14 protein-coding genes are annotated in these 24548 nt (G+C 54.6%); 10 read left to right on the forward strand and 4 right to left on the reverse strand.

Features of this window, described 5'->3' with window-relative positions:
* Nucleotides 1-351 precede the first annotated feature (351 nt).
* The 3 genes from JKP81_RS12755 to JKP81_RS12765 all read left to right on the forward strand — a co-directional run bounded on the left by JKP81_RS12755 (nucleotide 352) and on the right by JKP81_RS12765 (nucleotide 13899).
* Complete coding sequence (locus JKP81_RS12755) at nucleotides 352-7899, forward strand: neuraminidase-like domain-containing protein (protein ID WP_200552045.1); 7548 nt, start codon at nucleotides 352-354, stop codon at nucleotides 7897-7899.
* A gap of 51 nt (nucleotides 7900-7950) precedes the next feature.
* Nucleotides 7951-13413: a SpvB/TcaC N-terminal domain-containing protein gene (locus tag JKP81_RS12760; protein WP_200552046.1), complete on the forward strand. Its 5463-nt coding sequence runs from the start codon at nucleotides 7951-7953 to the stop codon at nucleotides 13411-13413.
* Nucleotides 13414-13557: 144 nt separating this feature from the next.
* The gene (locus JKP81_RS12765) at nucleotides 13558-13899 is read left to right on the forward strand and encodes a cupin domain-containing protein (RefSeq protein WP_200552203.1); all 342 of its coding nucleotides are present in this window, start codon (nucleotides 13558-13560) and stop codon (nucleotides 13897-13899) included.
* Between the two features lie 188 nt (nucleotides 13900-14087).
* On the opposite strand, the gene JKP81_RS12770 is transcribed toward JKP81_RS12765, so the two are convergent.
* The 3 genes from JKP81_RS12770 to JKP81_RS12780 are packed head-to-tail and all read right to left on the reverse strand — an operon-like array spanning nucleotide 14088 to nucleotide 16643.
* Nucleotides 14088-14855, reverse strand: coding sequence for an inositol monophosphatase (locus tag JKP81_RS12770; RefSeq protein WP_200552047.1), 768 nt, complete (start codon nucleotides 14853-14855; stop codon nucleotides 14088-14090).
* A gap of 10 nt (nucleotides 14856-14865) precedes the next feature.
* A complete protein-coding gene (locus JKP81_RS12775; RefSeq protein WP_200552048.1) occupies nucleotides 14866-15888 on the reverse strand; it encodes a LacI family DNA-binding transcriptional regulator in 1023 nt (340 codons plus the stop codon).
* Nucleotides 15885-16643, reverse strand: a complete 759-nt coding sequence (locus JKP81_RS12780; protein WP_200552049.1) for an MBL fold metallo-hydrolase — start codon at nucleotides 16641-16643, stop codon at nucleotides 15885-15887. The genes JKP81_RS12775 and JKP81_RS12780 overlap by 4 nt, the downstream gene beginning before the upstream one ends.
* A gap of 152 nt (nucleotides 16644-16795) precedes the next feature.
* Between JKP81_RS12780 and JKP81_RS12785 the strand changes: the two genes are divergently transcribed.
* From JKP81_RS12785 to JKP81_RS12805, 5 genes are all read left to right on the forward strand, one after another.
* Complete coding sequence (locus JKP81_RS12785; protein WP_200552050.1) at nucleotides 16796-17779, forward strand: ABC transporter ATP-binding protein; 984 nt, start codon at nucleotides 16796-16798, stop codon at nucleotides 17777-17779.
* A 33-nt stretch (nucleotides 17780-17812) separates the two neighbouring features.
* Entirely contained in the window at nucleotides 17813-18958 is a 1146-nt protein-coding gene (locus JKP81_RS12790) for an extracellular solute-binding protein (protein WP_234455628.1), read from the forward strand.
* A gap of 63 nt (nucleotides 18959-19021) precedes the next feature.
* The gene (locus tag JKP81_RS12795) at nucleotides 19022-19852 is read left to right on the forward strand and encodes an ABC transporter permease (protein WP_200552051.1); all 831 of its coding nucleotides are present in this window, start codon (nucleotides 19022-19024) and stop codon (nucleotides 19850-19852) included.
* The gene (locus JKP81_RS12800; protein WP_200552052.1) at nucleotides 19852-20673 is read left to right on the forward strand and encodes an ABC transporter permease; all 822 of its coding nucleotides are present in this window, start codon (nucleotides 19852-19854) and stop codon (nucleotides 20671-20673) included. Before JKP81_RS12795 ends, JKP81_RS12800 begins: the two co-directional genes overlap by 1 nt.
* Before the next feature lie 104 nt (nucleotides 20674-20777).
* Complete coding sequence (locus JKP81_RS12805; protein ID WP_200552053.1) at nucleotides 20778-21905, forward strand: hypothetical protein; 1128 nt, start codon at nucleotides 20778-20780, stop codon at nucleotides 21903-21905.
* A 317-nt stretch (nucleotides 21906-22222) separates the two neighbouring features.
* Here JKP81_RS12805 and JKP81_RS12810 read toward each other — a convergent pair whose 3' ends face one another.
* Entirely contained in the window at nucleotides 22223-22504 is a 282-nt protein-coding gene (locus tag JKP81_RS12810; protein WP_200552054.1) for a YjcB family protein, read from the reverse strand.
* A 366-nt stretch (nucleotides 22505-22870) separates the two neighbouring features.
* Here JKP81_RS12810 and JKP81_RS23605 point away from each other — a divergent pair, with 366 nt between their 5' ends.
* Nucleotides 22871-23200 carry a hypothetical protein gene (locus JKP81_RS23605; RefSeq protein ID WP_234455629.1) on the forward strand — a complete coding sequence of 110 codons (330 nt, stop codon included), beginning with the start codon at nucleotides 22871-22873 and terminating at the stop codon, nucleotides 23198-23200.
* Between the two features lie 40 nt (nucleotides 23201-23240).
* The gene (locus JKP81_RS12815) at nucleotides 23241-24434 is read left to right on the forward strand and encodes a sensor domain-containing diguanylate cyclase (protein ID WP_234455630.1); all 1194 of its coding nucleotides are present in this window, start codon (nucleotides 23241-23243) and stop codon (nucleotides 24432-24434) included.
* Nucleotides 24435-24548: the final 114 nt, after the last annotated feature.

A 24548-nucleotide genomic window follows, 5' to 3' on the forward strand; every position in this document is an offset into this window, starting at 1 on the left:
TTATCCTTTCGTATTTCTATCCCCTTGAAATGCTCTCGTTTATCACTTTTTTTCCGCGTTTTGACTCGTGAGTATTGTCGCTGGAGTCATGCGGAAGGATATCCTACGCTGTATTTCATCTTCCTCTGGCGGCGTATTCTTCTATCCGCTTTATTACGAGGCTATTTAACGGTAATTCATTGTAAGCGCATTCGAAGCGCCTGAATGCATATCCCGGTAAGCTGAAAATAGCATGTCTTTATCTGGGGTTATATCTGCCAGCATTAATTAATGATGGTGTGGCTGCTCGCAACGTAAATTTTCATCTGTATCTAACTAGCCTTCCCTATTTAAAAAGTTGAGGGATACCTTATGTACGATTCTTATTACGATACCGAAACGATATTAAGTAAAATCAACACGTCCCGTTCCAGTTCGGTGGATGAAAATTCCCTGCTCGCCTCGCTGATGCCCAGCTCATTTGCTGAGATCTGGGCCAGCTACCAGGATGTTTTATCATGGGGCGAGGCCCGGTTCCTTGACCAGGTGGTCCGCGACACTCAGAAAAAAAATAAAGAAACCGAAGCTCGAATTCTGAGCCGTGCCAACCCGCAACTGACCCGTGCCATCCGGCTGGGCATTTCTCAGAATCAAACTCTGGCCGGAACCCATAACCAGAATCTGCGGGATTACAACTCTGCATTCGGCAACCGGGCGCAATTATACGTTTCGCCGGGTACGGTGGCCTCAATGTTCTCGCCTGCCGGTTACCTGACCGAGCTGTACCGCGAAGCCCGCGACCTGCACACCACCGATCATGCGCGCCATCTGGATAAACGCCGCCCGGATCTGGCTCACCTGGCGCTGAGCCAGGACAATATGGACGTGGAACTCACCACGCTTGCCATCGCCAACGATATCGTGCTGAACACCATTGCCAGCCGGGAAGGGACGGACAGCGATGCGGTGATGGAAAAACTCGCCGCCTGGCGTTTCTCCGGCAACACGCCGTACCACCTGCCGTATGAAAGCGCACGGCTGGCGGTGCTGCTGCAGGATCCGATGCTGGACGCGCTGGCAGATAACCCGGTGATTGCGCAGCAGGTGGATCTCAACTCGCTGCTGGCGATCGTGGCGGATGTGTCGCCGGAGCTGTACCGCATCCTGTCCGAGGAGATCAGCGCCGGGAATGCGGCAGAGCTGTACGCGAATAACTTTGGCGCAACCACCACCGACGCGCTGATGAACACCTATATGCTGGCCGGGTATTACGATGTGGGCGTGGAAGATCTGACGGCCCTGACCAGCCTGCTGGCGCAGCATGATTTTTCCGAGCCGGTGCAGTACTACGTCAACAATATACTGACCACGATGGTGTCAGCCAGTGACAGTTCTGCCGGAGAGGTGGTACAGATTGTCCGTAGCGGTCAGACCAACCAGCTTAATTATATAGAGCTGCTGCCACAGGGCGGTGACAGCTACCTGCTGAATTTCAGTTTCAACTCAACGCTCGCTGACAGGTCGATTTTAGAGATAGGTACCGGAGGCGGTAGTAGCTCAGATTTATATAAAGGGGAACTCACTCCTGTACAAAATCAGCATTACAGCATCCCGGTCACACTGACGGCAGAACGGCTCACTGCGGGCGTCAACATCGGTATTTCCAGGATCAGGAACGATACGGGTTCTTATCATTATGCTTCGGCCACCTTCCGGCAATACACCCTGTCGGCAGAGCAGTACCTGCTGTACCTGAACAAAATCATCCGCCTGTACAAGGCCTGCCGCCTGACGGCGGAGCAGATGTACCTGCTGATTTACAACCACCCCGGCACGGAGCCGTTTGCGACCGGTATGCTGGGGCTGAGCTTCCTCAGTTACTACTACTCGCAGCGCTACAGCCTGCGCTTTGAGGATGCGCTGGTACTGGCCGGGGGGCGCATCAGCGCCGCGGGGGTGAACGGTCAGGCCAGTTATTTCACCACCCTGTTCAACACCCCGCCACTCAACAACCGGACCTTCACCGCTGACGGCGCGCCGGTGGACTGGGATTCGCAGGACGTGGACCACCTGTTCCGTACCAGCGTTATCAAGCGCGGTTTCCACACCAGCGGTGCCGACCTGAAAGTGCTGTGGCAGCTGGCGGCGGGGGAGAGCACGGCATTCACCACCACGGCGGATAACCTGGCGTTGCTCTACCGCACGCAGCTGCTGGCGGAGGTTCATCATCTTTCCGCGGCTGAGCTGGCGCTGCTGCTGGCGGTATCGCCGTGGCAGGACGTGCCGCTGTCGTCGCTGGATACCGCCGGTTTCGCGGCGGTGGTGAACTTTGTCTACAGCACCACCCGCTGGCTGAAGCAGCTGGACTGGACGGTGAGCGACCTGTACCTGATGACCACCACGGACTACAGCACGGTGATGACGCCGGAAATCAGCAGCCTGGTGGCCTCCCTGCGCGGGGCGGTGAGCTCGGCGGATGCGGACACACAGACGCTTGTCCGCGCCCTCGCCCCGGTAGTGGCTGCCGCCGGGCAGCTGAACCAGACCGGGCGGGCGGAGAGCATTCTGCGCTGGCTGGAGCAGCTGAAGCCGGGCGGCACGGATGTGAAAACATTTATCACGCTGGTGCTGAAGGATAACCGCAGCGACGCGGAGACGGCGCAGCTGGTGGCATTCTGCCAGGCGCTGGGGCAGCTGGCGCTGCTGGTGCGTAAGGCCAGTATCAACGACTACCTGCTGTCGATGCTGATAAGCGACCCGTCGCGGTTCGCCGGCGGGGTGAGCGTGATACCGCTGGATATCGAGTCGCTGCGCCTGCTGGGACGGATGAACCGGCGTATCCTGCAGACCGGGGATTACGCGCAGCAGGTGCTGGCGGCGCTGGAGGCGGGGACGCTGACCACCGCCCTGCTGGCGCAGGCGCTGGGGGCGACCCCGCAGGCGGTGGAGCAGGCGCTGATGCTGGCGGACAGCGGGTCGGGCGGGGTTATCCGTTCGCTGAAAACGCTGGACGTGACGCTGCAGTGGCTGGATTTTGCGGCGGCGCTGAACTGCACGCCGTCGGCGGTGGCGGCGGTGGTGGCGCTGAAATATGACAACACCGGGCCGGACACGGCGCAGGGGTATGCCGGCTGGCTGACGGTGAGCAACCTGCTGATGTCGGGGCTGAGCGCGGAGCAGACGGTGACGCTGCACCGTCAGCTGGACGAACTGACCAGCGCGGCGCTGAGCAGCTATTACATCCAGACAGCGGCCACGGCGGGGGTGACCAACCGCGAGCAGCTGTACGCGTGGCTGCTGATTGACGGTCAGGTGTCGTCGCAGGTGACCACCACGCGGGTGGCGGAGGCGATTGCCAGTATCCAGCTGTATGCCAACCGTTGCCTGAACGGCCAGGAGGCGGAGGTGCAGCTGGCGGTGATGACGCGGCAGTTCTTCACGGACTGGGACCGGTACAACAAGCGCTACAGCACGTGGGCGGGGGTGTCGGAGCTGGTGTACTACCCGGAAAATTATATCGATCCGACGGTGCGCACCGGGCAGACCAGCATGATGGACAATATGCTGGCGACCATCGGGCAGAGTGAGCTGAGTTCGGACTCGGTGGGGGATGCGTTCCGGGGGTACATGACGCAGTTTGAGAAGGTGGCGAACCTGGAGGTGGTGAGCGCGTACCACGACAACGCCAGCATTGAGGAGGGGAAAACGTGGTTTATCGGTAAGGACACGGCGGAAGGTGAGAAATACTACTGGCGCACACTGCAACAGAACATGCTGACGGACGGGAAATACCCGGCGACGGCGTGGAGTGAATGGCTGGAGATCGGCACGGGTATTGCGGCGTACAACAATATGGTGCATCCGGTGGTGTTCAACGACCGGCTGTATGTGGTGTGGGTGACGGAGCAGCCAACGGCGACGGACAACAGTGGCACGGTGACGGAGACTTCGGATCACTTTCTCAGCTTCTCGTACCTGCGCCATGACGGCACCTGGAGCACGCCGCTGAACGGCAAACTGTCGGATTACCTGCCGGCCGGGGATATCAGCGCGTTGTCAACAAAACATCTCTATTGTTCGAATACGAATAAGGACAACGCGCAGATTGCAGTGGTGTTTTATACGCCTGGAACCAGCGAATCGTTGAATCAGAACATTACGGTATCCGGGGTAACCATCTCTGCAGAGCATAAACTGGCGGCTATGGCGGATGTGAACTACTACCACGGCTATATCTGGCGGGAATATGATACTCAGAGTCAAAAGCGGGTTAATTTTTTAATTCTACCCGCATTAACGTATAAAGCCGGAGCACTGAATTATGAGTGGGGTTATGAAAACCTGGCCATAATGCGTAACGGTAGTTATAGAGTTCTTGACCTCACGTTAGAAGATAATAATTCTTATGTTAAGCTTGTGTATACCATGAGCGTCTCTTATTCTTTTGAAGGAAATGATAAAGGTACCTTTGGTAATAACAGACGGGAGTGGATTAATTTAATAAAATTAGTTCAGGGGGTTGGGCATAAATATGTAATTTACAAAAATCCGATTCTATATAATTACGAGGGATTTAACGGCGAAGGGATTGTTATCGGTGCGCTTGAAGATGACAATAATTTTGGGCCGAATTATTTACTGCATTCCAATAGTCCAATCTACTGTTTTTCCATTCGCTTGAAAGGTGGCGATTGGATTGACTATGAGAGTTTTTATACGCATGGCGGTGCGTCTGATATGTGGATTTTAAAAGCCACTGAAAGTGACATGAATAATATAGAAGGTTTATATGATGGTTATGGCGTGCATCTCATAAGTTCCTTTAGTGATCCCATTTATTATTCCACTCTGGTTAATCCTGGGGATGTTGGTTTTAGGATAACAAGTCCCAGCGGACATTATGCTTATTCCAACGGTAATGCAGGAATGACCACGCCAGGGTGGGATACCACTTATACTTTTACCCAATATACCACCTTTAACCTCTCTGAATTTAAAAACGGGAGGATGGATCTGGTTATTAGCTTTCATGCAAACAATGTGCTGGGGCAATCACTGGGTGCTCAAACCGCCACCCTAACAATTTATCAGGGGGCTGAATCACGTAAAATGTCCCTTTCGCGAACCGATACCGGTGTGCAGTATTTACAGCGCGGGCCATACCGTGTGCGTATTAATACCCTGTTCGCCCGCCAGCTAGTCGCGCGTGCCAACCAGGGGCTGGACGCGGTGCTGTCCATGGAAACCCAGTTGTTGCAGGAGCCGAAGCTGGGACAAGGCAGTTATATCAATGTGACTTTCCCGGCGTACAACGCGGATGTGCATGGTACAAACGCGAATGTGGCGTTTAGTATTTCTCCTAACTCTTCGTCCACGGACTCCACCCGTTACACATTCTGGTCGGGGGTATTGCAGGCAAATCCGATAACGGTGCAACTGTTTATTCCGACATCGCAAACAGGTTATGGCGATCTGATTCAGTTCCCGGAGAACAGAGATACCGGGATGGCGGTTTTCCTGACCTGCCAGAAGGGCGTGTTTTATCAGGGTGTTTTTAAAGCTATCCAGCAATCCGACCTGTCACTGACGGGCTTTACACCTGATTCGGGGGCTAATGCCACGCGCGATGTCTCCATCACGGTTCTGACCATGCAAAGCACCGAACCGATGGATTTCGCCGGTGCCAACGCGCTCTATTTCTGGGAGATGTTCTTCTACGTGCCGGCAATGGTGTTCCAGCGTTTGCTGCAGGAGAGCAAGTTCGACGAAGCCACCACCTGGATGAAATACATCTGGAACCCGGCCGGCTATTACGGCAGCAATGGTGCGCCAGCGCCGTGGACGTGGAACGTTCGCCCGCTGGAAGAGGACACTTCATGGAACCCCAACCCGCTCGATTCTGTCGACCCGGACGCGGTGGCCCAGTCAGACCCGATGCACTACAAGGTCGCCATCTTTATGCGCGTGCTGGACCTGCTGATAGCGCGCGGCGACGCGGCCTTCCGGCTGCTGGAGCGCGACACGCTGAACGAAGCCAAAATGTGGTATGCGCAGGCGCTGAACCTGCTGGGGGAAGAACCCTATGACTCGCTGGTTTACGGCCAGGGAAGCTGGTCGAATCCGGTGCTGGGCGCCGCGGCCAGCCAGACGCTGCAGCAGGCCTACCAGTTGCAGCTGCTCAGGACCCGTACCGAAACGGTAGCAGAAGACGATGTGGAAACGCGGACGGCGAACTCGCTGCTGGGGCTGTTCTACCCACAGTTTAACGACAAGCTGAGTGGCTACTGGCGGACGCTGCGCCAGCGGCTGTACAACCTGCGGCATAACCTGTCGATTGATGGCCAGGCGCTGTATCTGCCGGTGTACGCGACGCCGGCCAGCCCGTCGGCGCTGCTGAGCGCGGCGGTGATGTCCGCCAGCGGGGGGGATTCGCTGCCGACGGTGTCGCTGCCGCTGCTGCGTTTCCCGGCGCTGCTGGAGAGTGCACGCGGGGTGGTGGGCCAGCTTATCCAGTTCGGCAACGCGATGCAGGCCATCACCGAACGCCAGGACGCGGAGGCGCTCTCGGTGCTGCTGCAGAACCAGGGGCTGGCGCTGCTGAGCCAGAATATTGCGGTACAGGAGCATGCGCTGACGGAGCTGGATGCTGACAGGGAAGCGCTGCGGGTAAGCCGTGCCGCCGCCGAGCAGCGGCGCAACAGCTACCGGCAACTGTATGACGAAAACATCAATGCCGGGGAGATTCAGGCCATGGGTCTGCAGCTCTCCGCCTCCATCACGGCGGAAGGGGCCAACGCCCTGCATATGGGGGCCGCGGCGCTGAATATGCTGCCCAATATCTACGGTCTCGCGGTAGGGGGGAGCCGGTATGGCGCGATACTGACGGCGGTGGGGATCGGCGTCCAGATTGCTTCCGACGCACAGCGCATTGCTGCCGATAAAGTCAGTCAATCGGAGTACTACCGCCGACGTCGTCAGGAGTGGGAAATCCAGCGTAATAACGCGGAGTCGGAGAACAAACTGGCGGACGCGCAACTGGCGTCGCTGAGTGTCCGTCGCGAGGGTCTGGCGCTGCAGAAAGCGCAGGTGGAAACGCAGCTGGCGCAGACGCAGGCGCAGCTCGATTACCTGCAGGGCAAATTCACCGGTCAGGCGCTGTACAGCTGGCTGCGCGGTACGCTGTCATCGATTTACTACCAGTTCTATGACGTGTCGCTGACGCGCTGCCTGCTGGCACAGCGGGCGTGGCAACTGCACTTTGCCGACGAGGCGACGACCTTTATCAAACCGGGTGCGTGGCAGGGAAGCTGGCTGGGCTTTATGGCCGGGGAGACGCTGATGCTGGAGCTGGAGCGGATGTCGCAGGCGTGGATCGAGCAGGATGCGCGGATGCTGGAGGTGAACAAAACCGTCTCGCTGGCAGATTTTTACAGCGGGTCGTTCAGCCTCGCCGATCAGGCCTCATCCCTGGTCAGCAACGGGTCGGGCAGCGTCGGCAGCGGGGGTAACACACTGTCGATAGCTGACGGGCAGTTGAAAGCCAGCGTCAATCTCGCTGATCTGAACATTCACGACGATTACCCCGCCGGGCTTGGCGCGCGGCGGCGTATCAGGCAGGTAAGCGTCACGCTAGCATTGCCCGTGGGGCCCTATGAGGATGTTCAGGCTGTGCTGAGTTATGGCGGCAGCGTGGTGTTACCGCAGGGGTGCAATGCTGTAGTGGTTTCGCACGGCATGAACGACAGTGGCCAGTTCCAGCTTGATTTTAATGATGGTCGCTGCCTGCCGTTTGAAGGGATCCCGGTGGATGACAGCGGCACGCTGACCCTCAGCTTCCCGGATGTGGCGGGCGAACAAAAGGATCTTCTGCTCAATCTGGCGGATATCGTTCTGCACATCCGCTACACCATTACCGGCTAAATCGATGTCTTTATTTCAGGCTCCCTGCGGGGAGCCTGTGGGAGCACAGCCATGCAAAACACAGAGATTGTCAGACCTGAAACCCTCACGTTGCCCAAAGGCGGCGGCGCGATCACCGGGTTAAAAGGCGATGTCGCGGGAGCCGGGCCAGATGGAGCAAATTCCCTGTCGATACCACTACCGATTAATGCCGGTAGAGGATATGCGCCTTCCCTGGCGCTAAGTTATTACAGCCGTTCCGGCAATGGCCCCTTTGGTATGGGCTGGAGTGTGGATTCACCGGCCATCCGTAGGCGTACGAAAAAAGGGGTACCAACTTATAACGATACGGATGAGTTCCTTGGACCGAACGGCGAAGTGATCGTGCCGTTTCTCGCCGACGACGGTTCGGCGATAACGCGTACTGCCAATACGCTGCTTGGTGTTGATCTCGGAAGCGACTTTACCGTTCACCGCTACCGTTATCGCGTGGAGAGTGATTTTAGCCGGCTTGAGTATTGGGTCGGAACAGCAACCGGCGCGCGTGACTTTTGGCTCCTCTACACGCCGGATGGGCAGGTGTGTCTCTATGGCAGCACCGCGCAGGCGCGCGTTAGTCATCCCGAAACTCCCCAGAATACAGGCATCTGGCTGCTGGAGTCATCCGTTTCGGCAACTGGTGAGCAGATCTACTGGCTTTACCGTAGTGAAGACGATACGGGCTGCGACGGTGCAGAAACTGCCGCGCATCCTAATGCAACCGCCCAACGTTACCTGGCGGCCGTCTGCTATGGCAACCGCGTTGCCGGGCGCGTATTACCGGGATTGACAACCACCCCCGCGCTGACGGACTGGTTGTTTATGGTTGTGTTCGATTATGGCGAGCGCACCACAGATACCGCTACACCTCCGGATTGGGTAGCACCTGGATCGGGTGACTGGGTTCGCCGCCAGGATTGTTTTTCGAGCTGGGAGTATGGCTTTGAAGTGCGCACACGTCGCCTTTGTCGGCAGGTATTGAGTTATCACTTTACCGGGACATTAGGCGGCAGCACCAGCGAAAGCACACCACAACTGGTGTCCCGCCTCGTGTTGAATTATCAAGAGTCACCCATTGTAACCACGCTTACATGGGTACAGCAGTCGGGGCTGAATTCCGATGGTACGTTCACGTCTCTGCCTGAGACGGCATTTATCTGGAGCAGATTTGAAGCCAATACGGGGGAGATTATATGGCCGGTCACGTGGCAAGAGCGCGCAGACCTGGCAAATATGAATAGCCGCCAGCCGTATCAGATGGTCGATCTCAATGGCGAAGGGATAGCCGGAATTTTGTACCATGATAGCGGTGCATGGTGGTACCGTGCGCCGGTTCGCCAGCCAGGTGGCGATCAGAATGCTGTCACCTGGGATAAACCCGCGCGATTACCGGCTGTCCCCGCGTTACGTGGCGATAGCATGTTAGCGGATCTTAATGGCGATGGTTATATGGAGTGGGTCGTCACTTCCGCAGGCGTCAATGGCTACTATGCGCGTACGCCGGAGCGGGGATGGCTGAATTTCACACCGCTTTCTGCTTACCCAGTAGAGTACCTACACCCGCGTGCGTTGATAGCGGATATTACCGGCGCGGGGTTGGCGGATTTGGCGTTAATCGGGCCGAAAAGTGTGCGGCTTTACGCCGGCACTGGCGATGGTTGGGAAAAAGCACTCAATGTGCTGCAACCCACGGGCGTTCAACTGCCAGTTCCAGGAACCAATGAGCGGGTGCTGGTGGCGTTTAGCGATATGGCCGGCAGCGGGCAGCAGCATCTGGTGGAGATAAAAGAAGAGAGTTTACGTTATTGGCCGAACCTGGGGCATGGCCAGTTTGGCGCGCCGATAACGATGACGGGGTGGTGGAGTCCGGATACGTTTATACCGGCGAATATTTTCCTGGCTGATATTGATGGTTCCGGCACATCAGATGTGATTATTGCGGTGAAAAATTATCTTATTATTTTAATCAATCAGAGCGGTAACAGTTTCGCACCACCTTTTGAATTCGAACTCCCTGATGGAGTGCGTTATGACAATACCTGCGAGCTGCATGTCGCGGATATTAATGGCTCGGGTATTGCGAGCATAATACTGACCGTGCCGCACCCAAAACCACGGCACTATGTTTGCAATATCGCCTCGGTCAAACCCTGGTTGTTGAACCAAATGGATAACAGTATGGGGGCGCGGCATAATTTCACCTACCGCAGTTCGGCTCAATTCTGGCTGGATGAGAAACAAGAGGCAGCGGCAGCGGGAGAAGCCATTCCCGCCAGTTATTTGCCGTTTCCGCTCCATCTTCTTGCACGCACAGATGTAACGGATGAAATCACGGGGAATAAACTGGTCAGCACCGCCCGCTACCGTTCCGGGGCGTGGGATGGCAAAGAGAGAGAGTTCCGTGGTTTCGGCTTTGTTGAAATACAGGACACAGACACGCTAACCAGCCAGGGCACCACGACGGAAATTAGCCAGCCGTCTTTAACGCGTAACTGGTTTGCCACCGGTATGGCAGTCATTGATAACGCTATGTCGCAAGCCTGGTGGTCCGGCGATATCGGTGCGTTCGCGCATTATTCCGCCCGTTTTACCCGTGGCGATAGCGGCAATGAGAAAGCTTATACCGCGGATGAGGATGAAGCATTCTGGTTACGCCGCGCCACGAAAGGCATGTTGTTACGCAGCGAGCTATACGCACTTGATGACAGCAATCTGCAATCCATTCCGTATCAAGTCAGTGAATCGCGCCCGCAAGTGCGCCTGGTGACAGCCGCAGGCAATGCCCGGTATCCGGTGGTCTTGCCGATAAACGCCGAAACGCGATCCTATGTCTATGAACGGGTAAGCAACGATCCGCAGTGTAGCCAGCAGGTAACCTTGTCCGTCGATCAATATGGTCAGCCGTTATATGTGATGACCCTGAATTACCCGCGCCGCGCCAAACCGGCAACCAGCCCCTACCCGTATACGCTACCCGATACGCTGTTTGATTCCAGCTACGATGATCAACAGCAGCAACTAGTGGTGACCCGTCAGGAAAACCACTGGTACCGCATCGATGATATGGCTTCCGGTATCTGGGTTAACGGTCTGGAGGATGCGATAAGAAGCGATGTTTACCTCTACTCCTCCGCCCCGGAAACTGGATTAACGCTCGAAGATCTGAGTATTTCCGGCGCGCCGTTGGGAGCTCCTGCCAGCCAGGCTTTTGCCGGCTGGCACCAACCCTGGTATCTGGACGGGAATAACAATCCCACTTCTGAGCTGCCAGCCTTCCCTCCACGTGTCGGATTGATCGAAACAGCTGTGCTGGATGCAGAAATGGTAGCGACGCTGAAAGAGGATCTGACCGACAGCGTACTGCAACAGGCCGGGTATATTTGGCTCTCATTCCTTGGGGCGTGGGTGGTGCATCGTAACCTCACCACCTATGGCCCGGCTGAACATTTCTGGCTGCCGCAGACGGTGCGGGATTCTGAGCTCACGGGAGCGATCACCCTGACCCGCGATGCTTACGACTGTGTTGTTACGAAAGTAGTGGATGCTGCCGGACTAACCACGCAGGCCGAGTATGACTGGCGATTCTTAACGCCGGTTAAAATCACCGATGTGAACAACAACATCCATCAAATCACGCTGGATGGGTTGGGACGGGTGACCAGTCAGCGCTTTAGCGGCACAGAAAACGGCGTGGCAGCCGGTTACAGCGATACGGACTTCTACCTGCCAGCCGATGTTGACGAAGCACTGGCACTAACTCCGCCATTACCGGTGGCGCAATGTTTGGTATATGTAAATCACTGGGACGTGAATGCCAAACAACCCCCCCATGTGATGACGCTCACGACCGATCGGTATGATCAGGGGGAAGGCAGCGACGAGCAGCAGATCCGTCAGACCGTCCAATTCAGCGATGGGTTTGGGCGATTACTGCAAACCTCAGTGCGTTTTGAAGCAGGAGACGCCTGGCAGCGTGCGGGTGATGGAACGTTGGTCACGGAAACTGCACATACAGACACCCGCTGGGCGGTAAGTGGCCGCACGGAGTACGACAACAAAGGTCAGGCCATTCGCACCTATCAACCCTATTTTCTGAATAGCTGGCAGTGGGTGAAAGACGACAGCGCGCGCACTGATCTATATGCCGATACGCACTATTTTGATCCTCTTGGACGTGAAAGAGAGGTGCTAACTGCCAAAGGCTACCAGCGGCGCACGCTTTACACGCCGTGGTTTGTGGTTAGCGAAGATGAAAATGATATTTTCGGCGTTAAGTCAGACTGGTGGATTGAAATAACCATCGTTGCCAACAATGCTGTAGTAGGTGAAACAGGCGGCAACACCATCAAAGTTACAGCCTATGATCCGTATGGCGATCCTTTGGCTGGTAAAGTTGTGACATTGAGCAGCGATAGCGAAGTTAGCATTGAACCGCTTACGCAGAGCACCGGGGCGGATGGTAGTGTAACGGCAGTCGTGACCAGTACTATTGCCGGACAATATGCGGTGGACGCTATATGCGATGGTCATCAAGCTTCTGCAACTGTCACTTTCACGGGTGATGTTAACCACCTGAGCCCAACCTTGTCGACACTGGTGGCAAACCCTAGCTATATCGATGATTTGGGTTACGACATGTCAACCCTCACACTGATATTAAAAGATATTTATGGCAACTTGATCTCAGGGCAGAGCATTGAGCTTATCAGTAGCATGGCTGAACTTGTTCATTCCGGGTTTGCTGACAGAAAAGATGGTTCATATGACGCGATGATAGGTGGCAAAACGCGAGGTGATATTACTCTTACGGTGGCCGTTAACGGTAATGTCCTTGAAGGTCTTTCGACTATTTTCCACATTCTACCTGTCGCTGAATTGATGCCTTCTAGCACGAAGCTCCTGGTGAACAGATACGAGTTCTATGTAGGCACTCGTTTCCCGGTAACAGGTATAATTGGTGCGAAATTTTTGGTTTGTTTCAACGGAGATGCGTCAAACAACAGCGCTTACCACTGGTCAGTTGATCAGCCGTGGGTGAGTATAGACAGTGAAGCCAATGTCACTTTTATTGAGACGCCGGACAGCACCAATAATACGGTGTCCATCACAGCAATCCCCATTGATACAGGGGCGGCGAGGTATGTCTATACCTTTACCGTAAGTAAATGGTTTGTTACAGCGGGCGGGGCGCAAAAAAACTGGGCGGATGCTGACGCCTGGTGTAAGGAAAATGGTCTGGAGATGCCTTCCAAGGCTGATGTTGTTTATTCTTCAGGGGGACGATATTCGGGGCCATACTTATGGTCAGAATGGGGAGACTGCTCTGTGTATGCGAATGCAGGCGTTATTTCTGATTATTTTTGCTGGGTAACGGATGTGAGAGATAATGGTGTTCATCGCAATATCTCGCTAAATGGTGGTGGTGAGTTGGTTGACGCCACCGGTGGGCTGACTGATGCATCTGAATTGTATGTTGTCGGTAAAAAAACGCTTTAGTCTTAGGAACCTCTGGCAAGCGGCTCTGCGGAGCCGTTTGCGGTTTTATGCATCTTCACATCACCGCGAGTAATAAAAGTTCTGTATAAAACCTGCCAGGATGCTCACTGACCATTGAGGCGCTCTGTGAATACGCTAAAACCGATGCTAACCAACGTGTTGCGTGATTTCCCGGCTGCTGCCAGCGCGGGCGAGGCAGAGACATTTGACGTTCTGCTCTCGCGCCCCGATGTGAAAATTGAGCGCATTACCTCCACCGGGCAGGCCAGCCCGCCCGATTTCTGGTACTGCCAGCCGCAAAGCGAATGGGTGCTGGTAGTGCAGGGGGCTGCGGGTTTACAACTGGAAGGTGAAGCGCAAGAGCGGGTGTTGCAAGTGGGCGATTTCGTCAATATTCCCGCGCAATGCCGCCATCGGGTGAACTGGACGCAGGCCGAACCGCCGACCATCTGGCTGGCGATTCACTACGCATACCCGGAAACATAACGGCGCGCGGAAACCGTTTTATCGCTCATTGAAAAGTTGTCCGCTGAAGGTGGTCATCAACCGGTTTTAGCTCTGCATTGCATGGATTGGCAGCTCGCTGGGCGAGGCGGGGCTTATTTTCGAATGTCTCTGAAAGCGCCATCAATACCGCCTTCGTCGAAGGCGGATTGTGACATATCAAACCGTGTTTAGCCGTTTGGCAGCAAAACGGGTTGCAGACGCTGCCACACTTGCGGCGTTGCCGCCCAGGCGTTATTGCCCTGCGTCAGCCCGTTGTTGGCAAGAAAATCGTTATGCATGCCGCCCGCTTCTTTAATAATCACCAGTCCTGCCAGCGCATCCCAACTGTGCAGGTGCGCTTCGAAATAACCATGCACCTGGCCTGCGGCAACATGCGCCAGCATTAACGCGCCCGCACCAAAACGACGATGTTCCACGCCGTGTTTAAACAACGTTTCGATGGTTTGCGTATATTCGCGCGGTGGCCTGCGGCTGGAGCGACCAATGCCAAGCACTACCGCATCGGCATCCGGCTCGCTCAGGCTCAGGCGTTTACCGTTTAAGAACGCCCCTTTGCCGCTTTCGGCGACGAAAAACTCGTCGCGATCCGGGGCGTAAATCACCCCCAGTTTGATAGCATCATTGCGCACGTAAGCGACGGAAATACACCAGTAATCCATGCCGAGAATAAAGTTGGTGGTGCCATCAATCGGGTCGATAACCCATACGCCGTCGCTGCCCGGCTCCAGCCCGCGCTCCTCGCCGAGCAGACCGTCCTGCGGGCGTTCGGCTTTCAGCCAGGCACGCAGTTCGGTTTCGACATACACATCCGCCTGGGAGACAAAATCCTGGCGGCCTTTTTGTTCGATGGTTAGCCCGTTATCACGAAGCTGTTTCGCCTCCTGACCGAGACGACGAATCAGCGCGCACAGCGCCTGGGTAAACTCTTCTCTCATATCTGGACTCTTAGCCAATCTGTGGCGATGTTTGTCGGTGGATCAGTTTCACCTTAACCCACTCAACGCGGGAAGGCTGTAAAGGATTTTTCGCCCGCTCCAGCAGGCGTGTCAGCGCCCGGTTCGCGATCTCCGCCACATCCTGATGCAGCGTGGTTAACTGGTAACTGAACTGACCGCTCTGCGGCGTGTTATCAAAACCTATCAGGTGAAAATCGGCTGGCGCGGATTTGCCGCGCTGGCGCATACCGTCGAGAAAACCGCAGGCCAGCTGCGCGTTGGCGCAAAATATGCCATCTGGTAGATCCGTATCGCTCTCCTGCGCGGCCTGAAAACCACCGTCGTAACCCTCTTCGCGCGCGTCAAACCAACGGACTTGCTGCTGGGTATCGACGCCGAGTTGCTGCAATGCCTGGAAAAAAGCCTCGCCGCGCTGAATACCCGCCCAGGTCGATCCGCAATTGTTGAGCCAGCCAAAACGGCGACAACCGGCGTGATAAAGCTGCTCGGCGGCCTGGCGCGCGCCGGATACGTTGTCGGAGCAGACGAAATCGACCAACGGAATATCCGGGTGGCGGTTGATGCCGACGACCGGAATGCGCTGGCTGACGCATTCGTTGACAATCGCTTCTGGCGGTTGGCCGGAGGTGACGATCACGCCCGAGACGCGAAACTGGGTAAAACGGCGCAACGTGGTGATCAGATCCTGCTCGCCGGTGATCTCCGTGACCAGCGCCTGGTAACCACGGCGCTGAATTTCATGCAGCAAGCCTTCCAGCAGGCTGCTGCGAAACGGGTCGCCAATGCGCGCGACAATCACGCCAATCAGGTGGCTGCGCTGGCGGTTCAGCCCCTGGGCGAGGAAATTGACCTGATAGCCAAGCTCCTGCGCGGCGCGCAGCACTTTCTCTTTGGTGGCGGGCGAAATACTGCCGTTGCTACTGAGCGCGCGTGATACCACGGCGCGGGACACGCCCGCGCGCTTCGCCACGTCTTCGGCGGTTACTGCTTGTTTGCGTAACGTCTGGCTCACACTTTCTCCTCCGCGCGGCGGCTGAGATCGGTGGCGAAACCATCGTGGCTGAGAAACAAACCCGGATACGCCGTGCACGCCTGCTCAATCGCGGGCAAGGCGGCATCGTTGCAGTGGTACAACCCCAGGCGCGGTAAGCGCAATTGTTCGAACAGCGCCAGGCAGCCGGGAAAGTCACCGTGCGAGGCGTCATTGGGCAGTGCCGTTGCCGATGCGCACTCCTGAAATGCCAGATTGACGTTGTGCATCAGCGCGATGCTTTCCGGCGTTGGGCGACCGTCGCCGCTGTAGAATAGGGTGTGGCCGTCTGCTTCGATTCGCAGGGCGAGATTAGGCAGTTCATGGTGCGTAAACGCGGTGCGCATCTGCCAGCCTTGCCACTGCCATTCGGCTTCGCTGTCGCGCCAGTCAATGTCGAAACAGAGATTGTTTTCCGGCCAGTTAGCGAGGCTTGCCAGTTTTATCAGTACCGGGCGCTGCTCGCGCTGCGACCAGATGATCAGCGGCTTACGGCGCTGAAAACTTTTCCAGTAATTCAGCAGCGCCGTCAGCCCGGTGCAGTGATCCGGGTGAACGTGGGTGAAGTAAATGGCATCGATGTCGTTTACGTCGCCGCCGCGTTGCCACAGCGCGCGCGGGATTGTCGGGCCACAATCGATCAGCAACTGTCGGTTTTCGTTATCGATAACGCGGATTGCCGAGGTGTTTTGCTGCAATGAGAAGGCGCTACCACAGCCCAGAACATCTATTTTCATTTCGCCCCACCAAAATTATTGCGCACTTAATCAAACTGTCACAAATAGACGACAAAGTAGGCTCACATAATGTCGGTGCAACGTTGCATTTTTTTTGCAAATAAATGAACACGTGTTCATCGGTGAAAGAAAAGTTGAAGAAAGGAACGCCCGTGAGTTATTTACAGATTGAAAAACTGAAAATTGGCTATGGCGAAAATATCGTTCTTCACGATATTCATCTCGCTGTGGAAAAGGGCGAAATGATTGCGCTGCTTGGGCCGTCTGGTTGCGGAAAAACCACGTTACTCAATGCGTTATGCGGTTTTATTCCGGTGCGTTCTGGTGGTATTTCCGTTAACGGTAGAGATATTACTTACAGCACGCCGGAGCAGCGAAATATTACCATGGTATTTCAGAGTTACGCCTTATGGCCGCACTTTACCGTCGCGCAAAATATTGGTTATGGCTTAAAAGTCCGGCGCGTTAAAAAAGAGGCGATTGCGCAACGCGTGCAGGAATTATTAAAAATCGTCAACCTTGAAAATTATGCGGATATAAAAGTGACAGCGCTTTCCGGCGGCCAGCGTCAGCGCGTGGCGCTGGCGCGCGCATTAGCCATTGAGCCGGATGTGCTGGTACTTGATGAGCCGCTGTCGAACCTGGACGCCAAAGTGCGCCTCAACGTGCGCCATGAGATCAAAGCGCTACAGAAAAAGCTCGGATTCACCTCGTTAATCGTCACGCATGACCAGCAAGAGGCGCTGGTCATGGCCGACAGAATTGCGGTGCTGAATAACGGGCGCATCGAACAAATGGGCACGCCGGAAGATATTTATCACCGCCCGGCCACGCCGTTTGTCGCGGATTTTATGGGCGCGGATAACTGCATGACGCGGGCTGATGCGGGCGGGGAAACGCTCTATTTCCGCAGTTCGGACGTCAATATGCACCGCCCGTTAATGCCACCGGAGCAGCCGGGGCTGGTGCTGAATGGCGTGGTGGAAGAGAGCGCGTTTCTCGGCCATCAGTATCGCCACAGCGTGCGCTGCGATGGGCAGGTTTTTCTCGCCGATTCCACACAGTTCTGGCCTGCCCGAACGCCGGTGATTTTGCATGTGCCGGAAACGGCGCTGCATGTTTTTGCAACCTCTTAAGCCAACCAACACACACTTTTCCTGGGGATTATCATGTCAGTAAAACCGAAACTTGCTGTCATCGCCGCACTCTGTTTGGGTGCAGTTCACACCGCCAGCGCCGAAACGGTGCTCAATGTGGCGACGGCGGGCGATCAAAATATGGTCGACTACGTTAAAACCTGGCTGGGGCCAAAGTTTGAAGCCGCGCATCCGGGCGTGAAAGTGCAGGTGGTCGGCACCGGGCCGGGCGATGCGGGCTCGAACAAGATTGTCGAAAAACTGACGGCGCAACAGCAGAGTGGCGCGAAAAGCTGGGATATCGACGTCGCGGTTGTGCACCAGGCGGCGGGGGGGCAACTGGTGGAAAAAGGGCTGCTGGAGAAATACCGCTCGTCCATCAACACCGGTTCGATGGTGACGGCAGAAAACGCCAAAAACGCGCTGGGCGTAAACGTTGATGGCTATGTGATGCCGATGTTTTTAAGCCAGACCGCCATTGCGTATAACAGCGATTTGATTAAAACGCCGCCGAAATCTTACGACGAGCTGGTGCAGTGGTCGCAGAAAAAACCGAAAGCCTTTGGCTATAACGGCATTAAAAATGGCATGTCCGGCGTCAGCTTCGTGGTCGGCTGGATTTATGCTTACGGCACCGACGCGGCCCGTCTTTCCGCGCTGCCGTATGACAAAAGCGTAGAAAAAACCTGGAGCCAGGCGTTCGCCAGACTGAAAGAATTCAATAAAAACGTTACCTTTACGCCGGGTAACGCCGGGACGCTGGATATGCTTAGCCGGGGTGAAATCACTATGGGGCCAGTGTGGGTCGATATGTTCTATAGCTGGAAAGATCAGGGCAAAGTACCGCCGTCGATCAAACTGGCGTTAATCTCCCCGGGGATGCCGGGCCAGCCGATGTATTACGTCGTTCCGGCACACGCCGCGCAGGCCAAACTGGCGCAGGAGTTTATTGCGCTGGCGACCAGCCCGGACGTGCAGGCGCAGGGGATTGTGAAGCAGTTCAACTGGTATCCAGGTATTGACGCGAAATACGTGAAAGAGAAGCTGGACGCCGCGACCTGGCAGAAACTGTTTGCGGAAATTTCGCCGGATGATTTAGCCAAATATGGCAAAAGTTTCCCGATCACGCCGTACTTTGACGATATCAAAGAGGGCTATGAGAGCCAGGTTTCTAACTGATTGACGGATATGCCTGGGCATTTCGCCCGGGCATTTTTTTTGCTGTGATTATTCAGGTTCACCATGCGACACGCCTTTAAATACTTCTTACTGGTTGGCCCGGCGACGCTGCTGATAGCCGTCTTTTTCCTCTGGCCGCTGGGCTTTTCGCTGATCTCGGCGTTCACCAGTGATACGCAGACATTCACGCTGGCGCACTTTGATAAAGTCTTTGCGCTCTATTCGAACGATATTCTCTTTACCGTGCTTATCGTGCTGGTTTCACTGGCAATACTGGCGCTGCTGTCGATAACGATTTCCGCCATTATTGTGCTGTCGCCGTTTCACGGCATCGTTAAGGCGCTGGCGTTTTTATACCGCCTGCCGCTGTTTATTCCCTTTATTGTTACCGCGCAGATGATGCGCACCTTCCTCGCCAAAAACGGCCTGATGAACAATGTGCTGGTGGCAGGCGGGCTATTAACGCCGGTGGACACCACTTCGCTGCTGGGCTGGAGCGGGATCATTATTACTTTTGTCTGGAAGCAGATGGCGTTCTCGACGTTACTGATTTGCGGCGCGATGTCGGCGGTGGATCCGTCGCATATTCTGGCGGCAAAAAACCTCGGTGCGTCGCGTTTACGCATCCTGTTCGACATCATTTTGCCGCAGGTGCTGCCGACGATTGGTGTGGCGATGGTGCTCTCCACGGTGACGATGATGTCGGTGCTTTCCGTGCCGCTGATGATTGGCACCGGCACGCCAACCATGATGACCGTCGATATGGCGTTTCGCGTTAACTCTTACGGCGATTATCCGGTGGCGAATGCGATGGGGGTGATCTCCTATCTGATTTGCGCGGCGCTCTCCTGGTTCTATTTACGCCACAGCCTGCATGCGAAAGGAGCGCAGTGATGACCGCGTTTCGACAAAAACTCCACGGCAGTTTTCTGCTGCAAACTCTGTTGCTCACTTTTCTGGTGCTGGTGCTGTTTGGCCCGCTGTTGAACCTGCTTATCTGGACGGTGGCGGAGAGCTGGTTTTTCCCGCACACCTTGCCGAGCCAGTGGGGATTAAAGTACTGGAGCCAGGTGTTTAGCCCCTACAGCGATGTATCGGGATCGCTCTCCATTAGCGTGCTGATCGCCGTGCTGTCGGTGCTGGTTTGCCTGCTGATTTCTATTCCGGCGGGTTACGCGCTGTCGCACCGCTCCATGCCGTGTCGCGCCTTCTTTATGCTGCTGTTTCTCATCCCGCAGGCGTTTCCCAACCTGACGGTGTATATGAACGTGGCGCGGCTGTTTTATCAATGGGGGCTTAACGGCACGGTTGTAGGCGTGGTGCTGGTGCACAGCGTTCACGGCTTGATGTACTCGATCTGGATAAGCGTGGCGGCGTTCGCTTCACTCGATCCGCTGCTGGCGCGCGCCTCGCGCAACCTGGGCGCCGGGCCGGTTTACACGTTTTTCCATATCATTTTGCCGCAGGCCGCGCCCGGGCTGATTGCCGCCAGCATTTTTGTGTTTCTGGAATCGCTGGATGAGTTTACTGCCACCTTTTTTGTTGGCGCGCCGGATATCACCACGCTGCCCATTTTGCTCTATACCGCCAGTATGTCGGGCAACTACCAGGTGTCATCCATTACCGCGCTGATCCTGCTGGTGCCATCGGTGTTGTTTATGCTGGTTATTCATAAATTTATGCGCCCGGAGATGCTGTCGAAACTGGGGAAATAATTATCTGACGACGTCACGAAAAGGCGCGTGCCGGGCCACTTAATAGATAGCTGTGGTGCAAAGCTACAAGCCAAAACAAGACGGCAACAGTCGGAGGAAAACGTATGGATATCAAAGGCCCGGCAGCGATTGATGTATTTAAACCTTATGATATTTCACCCTACGAAGACAAAACGCAAAGGGCAGTTCAGCAGGAACCGGCCTATACACCTTCCAGGGAATCTTTTGAGGATTTTCAACAGCGGCATTATTCGTGGCGGACCGGTGATAAAAAACCGGACGCTTCCCGGATACCGAAAGACGAAGGAAAAATTCCGCTGCCCACGTTGGGTGAAAGTTTGCAGGAGGTTTTTCTGGGCGTAGTTTTAGGTGGCCCACTGCCAGAATACCCTGGTGGCTTGCGGTCACTTTCCGGTGCGGGCGCCGCGCGGTTGACTGAAAGACCTTCCGGCGCCTCTAAAGAGTTACGTGGTGAGATCAACCCCGTTGTTGCGGAACCGAAGATGGCGATGGCAAGACCATTTAAACCAGCAACGGAAGCGAATGTTTCTGGCAGTAAGCCGCTAAGTCACGCCATACCCGAAGCCTCCGGGCCAGACTTATTGCAGGTGTCATTACCGCAAGCGGGAGGAAAAAATTTTTCCGAACCCATGGCGTCGTCAAAACTCAATATCAAACAATTCGCTGAAATTTCTAAAGTTGGCGCGGATGTGGGTGAAAAAGAAATGGGGGCGGTGACATTATCCGGCGAAATCAATATTGTGCGTCGCGACGGCCCATTAAATGACCCGAATATGTATATGTTTTTCACCGATAGCTATAAGGGGGGGCCGCGGCTGAATATCATTGGCCATGGCATTTTTACCCCAAACGGCGAAAGCACCACCGGCATGCAGGTCGCTGGTGGTATCAAAGCGCCGTTCGATGTGGCGCTGGATACGCTGGAACTGGCTGGCGATGTGCGGTTTAAGAACATTCGTTGCTTAAGCTGTCACGGTGCGGAAGGCGGCATTGATTCCTTCGCACAAAAACTGGCGAATTACACCGGCGTGCCGGTCAAAGGCTATCACGGTTCGGTCACCGTTGGCGGGCATGCGGACGGTTCAAATATGGTAGTGATAAAAAATGAGATGGACGCGCTGTTTCATTTCGGCAAGCGAGAAACGACGCACTATCAACCACAGAAATTCCACCCGCTCTGGCGACCGTGGGAAGCGCGCATCCTTGAATAAAACAATCATGGTGCTGAAGTAAAAGTGCAGATGCCCGCGAAGCAGAGTCTTAGCGGGCATCTCTTTTTTACGCCCTGGTTCGGCGAGTGTGCATTCCCGTTTACCAACCCTGGCTGGCAATAAGACGGCTTATCCGCCCGATCCGTTTTGCAAAGGAATAGCTGTTAGCCTCTTTACGCGCCGGTGAGCCGTTATGCCAATTCAGGTACAGATCGGCCGCTGGCGCAGAGTCGTTATGTATATTTATGCGAAAGTGCTTCGAAGAGAAAAATGACCACCAGGACAAATAAAAAAGCGCCCGCAGGCGCTTTAAACAATCACGTTACGATCATCGGCCATTCGGGTGGCGCTTTTTGCGCGATCTCTTCCATCACGACGAGCAGGTTGTGCCAGGTCGTGGAGAGATCTATCACCGTAATGCCCAACAAACCAGTAGCGAACCAGCATGCCGCCGCTAAGCCCATGCCGCTGCTGATCACCGCCAGGCCAATATAATCAGCACGACGGAAACGAATGTTCAGCGTACTGGCCATAAACATCAACACTGCACTCAGCAACTGCCAGCGGAGAAGCACGACGCTGGCGGTAAAGGTAGCCATCAAACCATCCTCAGAAAGAACCGAATACCGGGCGGACAAGCATGTTGCGCGAGTGGCAATGCTGAACATCCGCGAATAACACAACGAATTGAAACGGTGTTTTTCGTTTCAAGAATATGTGAACTATATCACATTTGTTGATTTATTCGCCAGTGCAAAAAGCGTGCTTTTTGCATCGTGATAGTTGTGTTTCATTCGTAAATATATTGCCGATATATTTATGCGTGCGGAGGAATTAATGTTTTTCCCATCTGATACATTTGAGTGATATTTAGCATCCTAATTGCTACAACGTTTACAGCTTGTGTCGCATATATTATGCTTTTGAGGAAAATCTTATTAGCCTGTGAATGATGATTCAGGGTTTTGATCTTTATCGATATATTCTTTTCATCACGTTTCTCATGCGTGAGGAAGATATTTGCGCGTGCAGTTGCGCTAACTGAATTGATGGCCGCCTCTTCTTTTTTCCTGATGACATCATTTGAAGCTGGTTTCGCGTCTTATAACCTGCGAATGAAAAAATATGAAAATAGAAAATTCCGCCGTGCCGCCGGAGGATGCCGATGCGGCGTTGTCGGTTCTGGTAAGGCTGATGCCCTGGCTCACCGCGCAACGTTCGATGGAAGAGATATTACGCGCAATCAATGCGGCACTTGGATCCACGCTTGCGTGGGTGGTTATCCGGCAGGATGACGCGTGGCAGCTCGTCAGCGCAGGTGCGCCAGGCTGCACGTTGCAGGATGTACAAACCTTTCTTGAACAGTCTCAACTGCAACGACATCAGCGTGCCTGGCGAGTCATTTGCTGGCGACGGCATGCCGGCGATTTATTATTTCCGCATCAAGAAATATCCGCCAGAAAATTACGCAGCGGTATTTTGTGTAAGCTGCATTATAAAGAGTCGGGGCTCGAAGGTTATTTCTTTTTGGCATTTTTGCAGCCCTTGAGCTCTTTATCGATTGTGAAAAATGTCGTTATTGTTTTGGTCGAAAAACTAAAAAACTATCTTGCTGAAATTGTCGCCCGAGAACGCACAGCAAAAGAGATGCAGCGCATAGTGACACAATATAAAGCACTATTTGAACGCGCTCCGGTTTTAATGAACTCTTTTGATAAAAGTAACCGCTGCGTATTATGGAATGGTGAGTGCGAACGCGTATTTGGCTGGAACATCAATGAGCTCAATCAGCAGGCCGATCCATTAGCGTTATTTTTCCCCGATCCCGAGGTTCGGCAAAAAGTTCGCGCTTCGGTTAATACATCGCCGAGCGTCGACATGCACGAATGGCACCCGGTACGCCGTGATGGCCAGGTGCTGACGGTACTCTGGTCGAATATTCAACTGCCAGATCACTCGGTTCTCAGCATCGGGCTTGATATTACCGAGCGTAAAAAAGCGGAGCGACAACTGGAAATGAAAGCCACCATTGACGATCTGACCGGCTGCTATAATCGTTTTTCCATGCTGAGGAAGTTAAAAGAGGCGCTGGTGGCGTGTCGGCCGGACGAGCCGCGCAGCCACTTCAGCCTGCTGATGCTGGATCTGGATTATTTTAAAAATATCAACGATCGCTGGGGGCATTTAACGGGCGACGCCGCACTGATCCATTTTTGCGATCAGATCCGCGAACATTGCGATCCATCGTATATTTTTGGTCGTTTAGGCGGTGAGGAATTTCTGATTTTAATGCCGCATACCCACAGTAAAATGGCGCTGCGTTTTAGCCAAAAGATTCGCGCGTCACTGGCGCGAAATCCATTGTTTAGCAATGGTGAAAAGATAGCCTTATCCTTTAGCGCTGGTTTAGTATTCGTCACCGGTGAAGAGTCCGATACTTCAGTTTTACTTACGCTTGCGGATAACGCTTTGTACGATGCGAAACGTGCAGGACGCAGTAAAACCGTGGTGGTTGGCGCTTTTTTATAAATAAAGAAGAAATTATGAAGACTTCTCAACGACAGATGAAAAAATACCCGAATGGCGCACCTTTTTTTTATCCTGCGGCCAGTTTGGCTTAATCAACGATACTCTGTTGTATTA

It is taken from the genome of Kosakonia sp. LAM2021, assembly GCF_016620385.1.
In the GTDB taxonomy this organism is placed as follows: Bacteria; Pseudomonadota; Gammaproteobacteria; order Enterobacterales; family Enterobacteriaceae; genus Kosakonia; species Kosakonia sacchari.

What these genes read in the sequence shown, in the direction of transcription:
- JKP81_RS12765 (WP_200552203.1), top strand. Translation starts at nt 13,558, where the DNA reads ATGCTAACCAACGTGTTGCGTGATTTCCCGGCTGCTGCCAGCGCGGGC.
- JKP81_RS12755 (WP_200552045.1), top strand. Translation starts at nt 352, where the DNA reads ATGTACGATTCTTATTACGATACCGAAACGATATTAAGTAAAATCAAC.
- JKP81_RS12795 (WP_200552051.1), top strand. Translation starts at nt 19,022, where the DNA reads ATGCGACACGCCTTTAAATACTTCTTACTGGTTGGCCCGGCGACGCTG.
- JKP81_RS12810 (WP_200552054.1), bottom strand. Translation starts at nt 22,504, where the DNA reads ATGGCTACCTTTACCGCCAGCGTCGTGCTTCTCCGCTGGCAGTTGCTG.
- JKP81_RS12800 (WP_200552052.1), top strand. Translation starts at nt 19,852, where the DNA reads ATGACCGCGTTTCGACAAAAACTCCACGGCAGTTTTCTGCTGCAAACT.
- JKP81_RS12780 (WP_200552049.1), bottom strand. Translation starts at nt 16,643, where the DNA reads ATGAAAATAGATGTTCTGGGCTGTGGTAGCGCCTTCTCATTGCAGCAA.
- JKP81_RS12805 (WP_200552053.1), top strand. Translation starts at nt 20,778, where the DNA reads ATGGATATCAAAGGCCCGGCAGCGATTGATGTATTTAAACCTTATGAT.
- JKP81_RS12790 (WP_234455628.1), top strand. Translation starts at nt 17,813, where the DNA reads ATGTCAGTAAAACCGAAACTTGCTGTCATCGCCGCACTCTGTTTGGGT.
- JKP81_RS12760 (WP_200552046.1), top strand. Translation starts at nt 7,951, where the DNA reads ATGCAAAACACAGAGATTGTCAGACCTGAAACCCTCACGTTGCCCAAA.
- JKP81_RS12770 (WP_200552047.1), bottom strand. Translation starts at nt 14,855, where the DNA reads ATGAGAGAAGAGTTTACCCAGGCGCTGTGCGCGCTGATTCGTCGTCTC.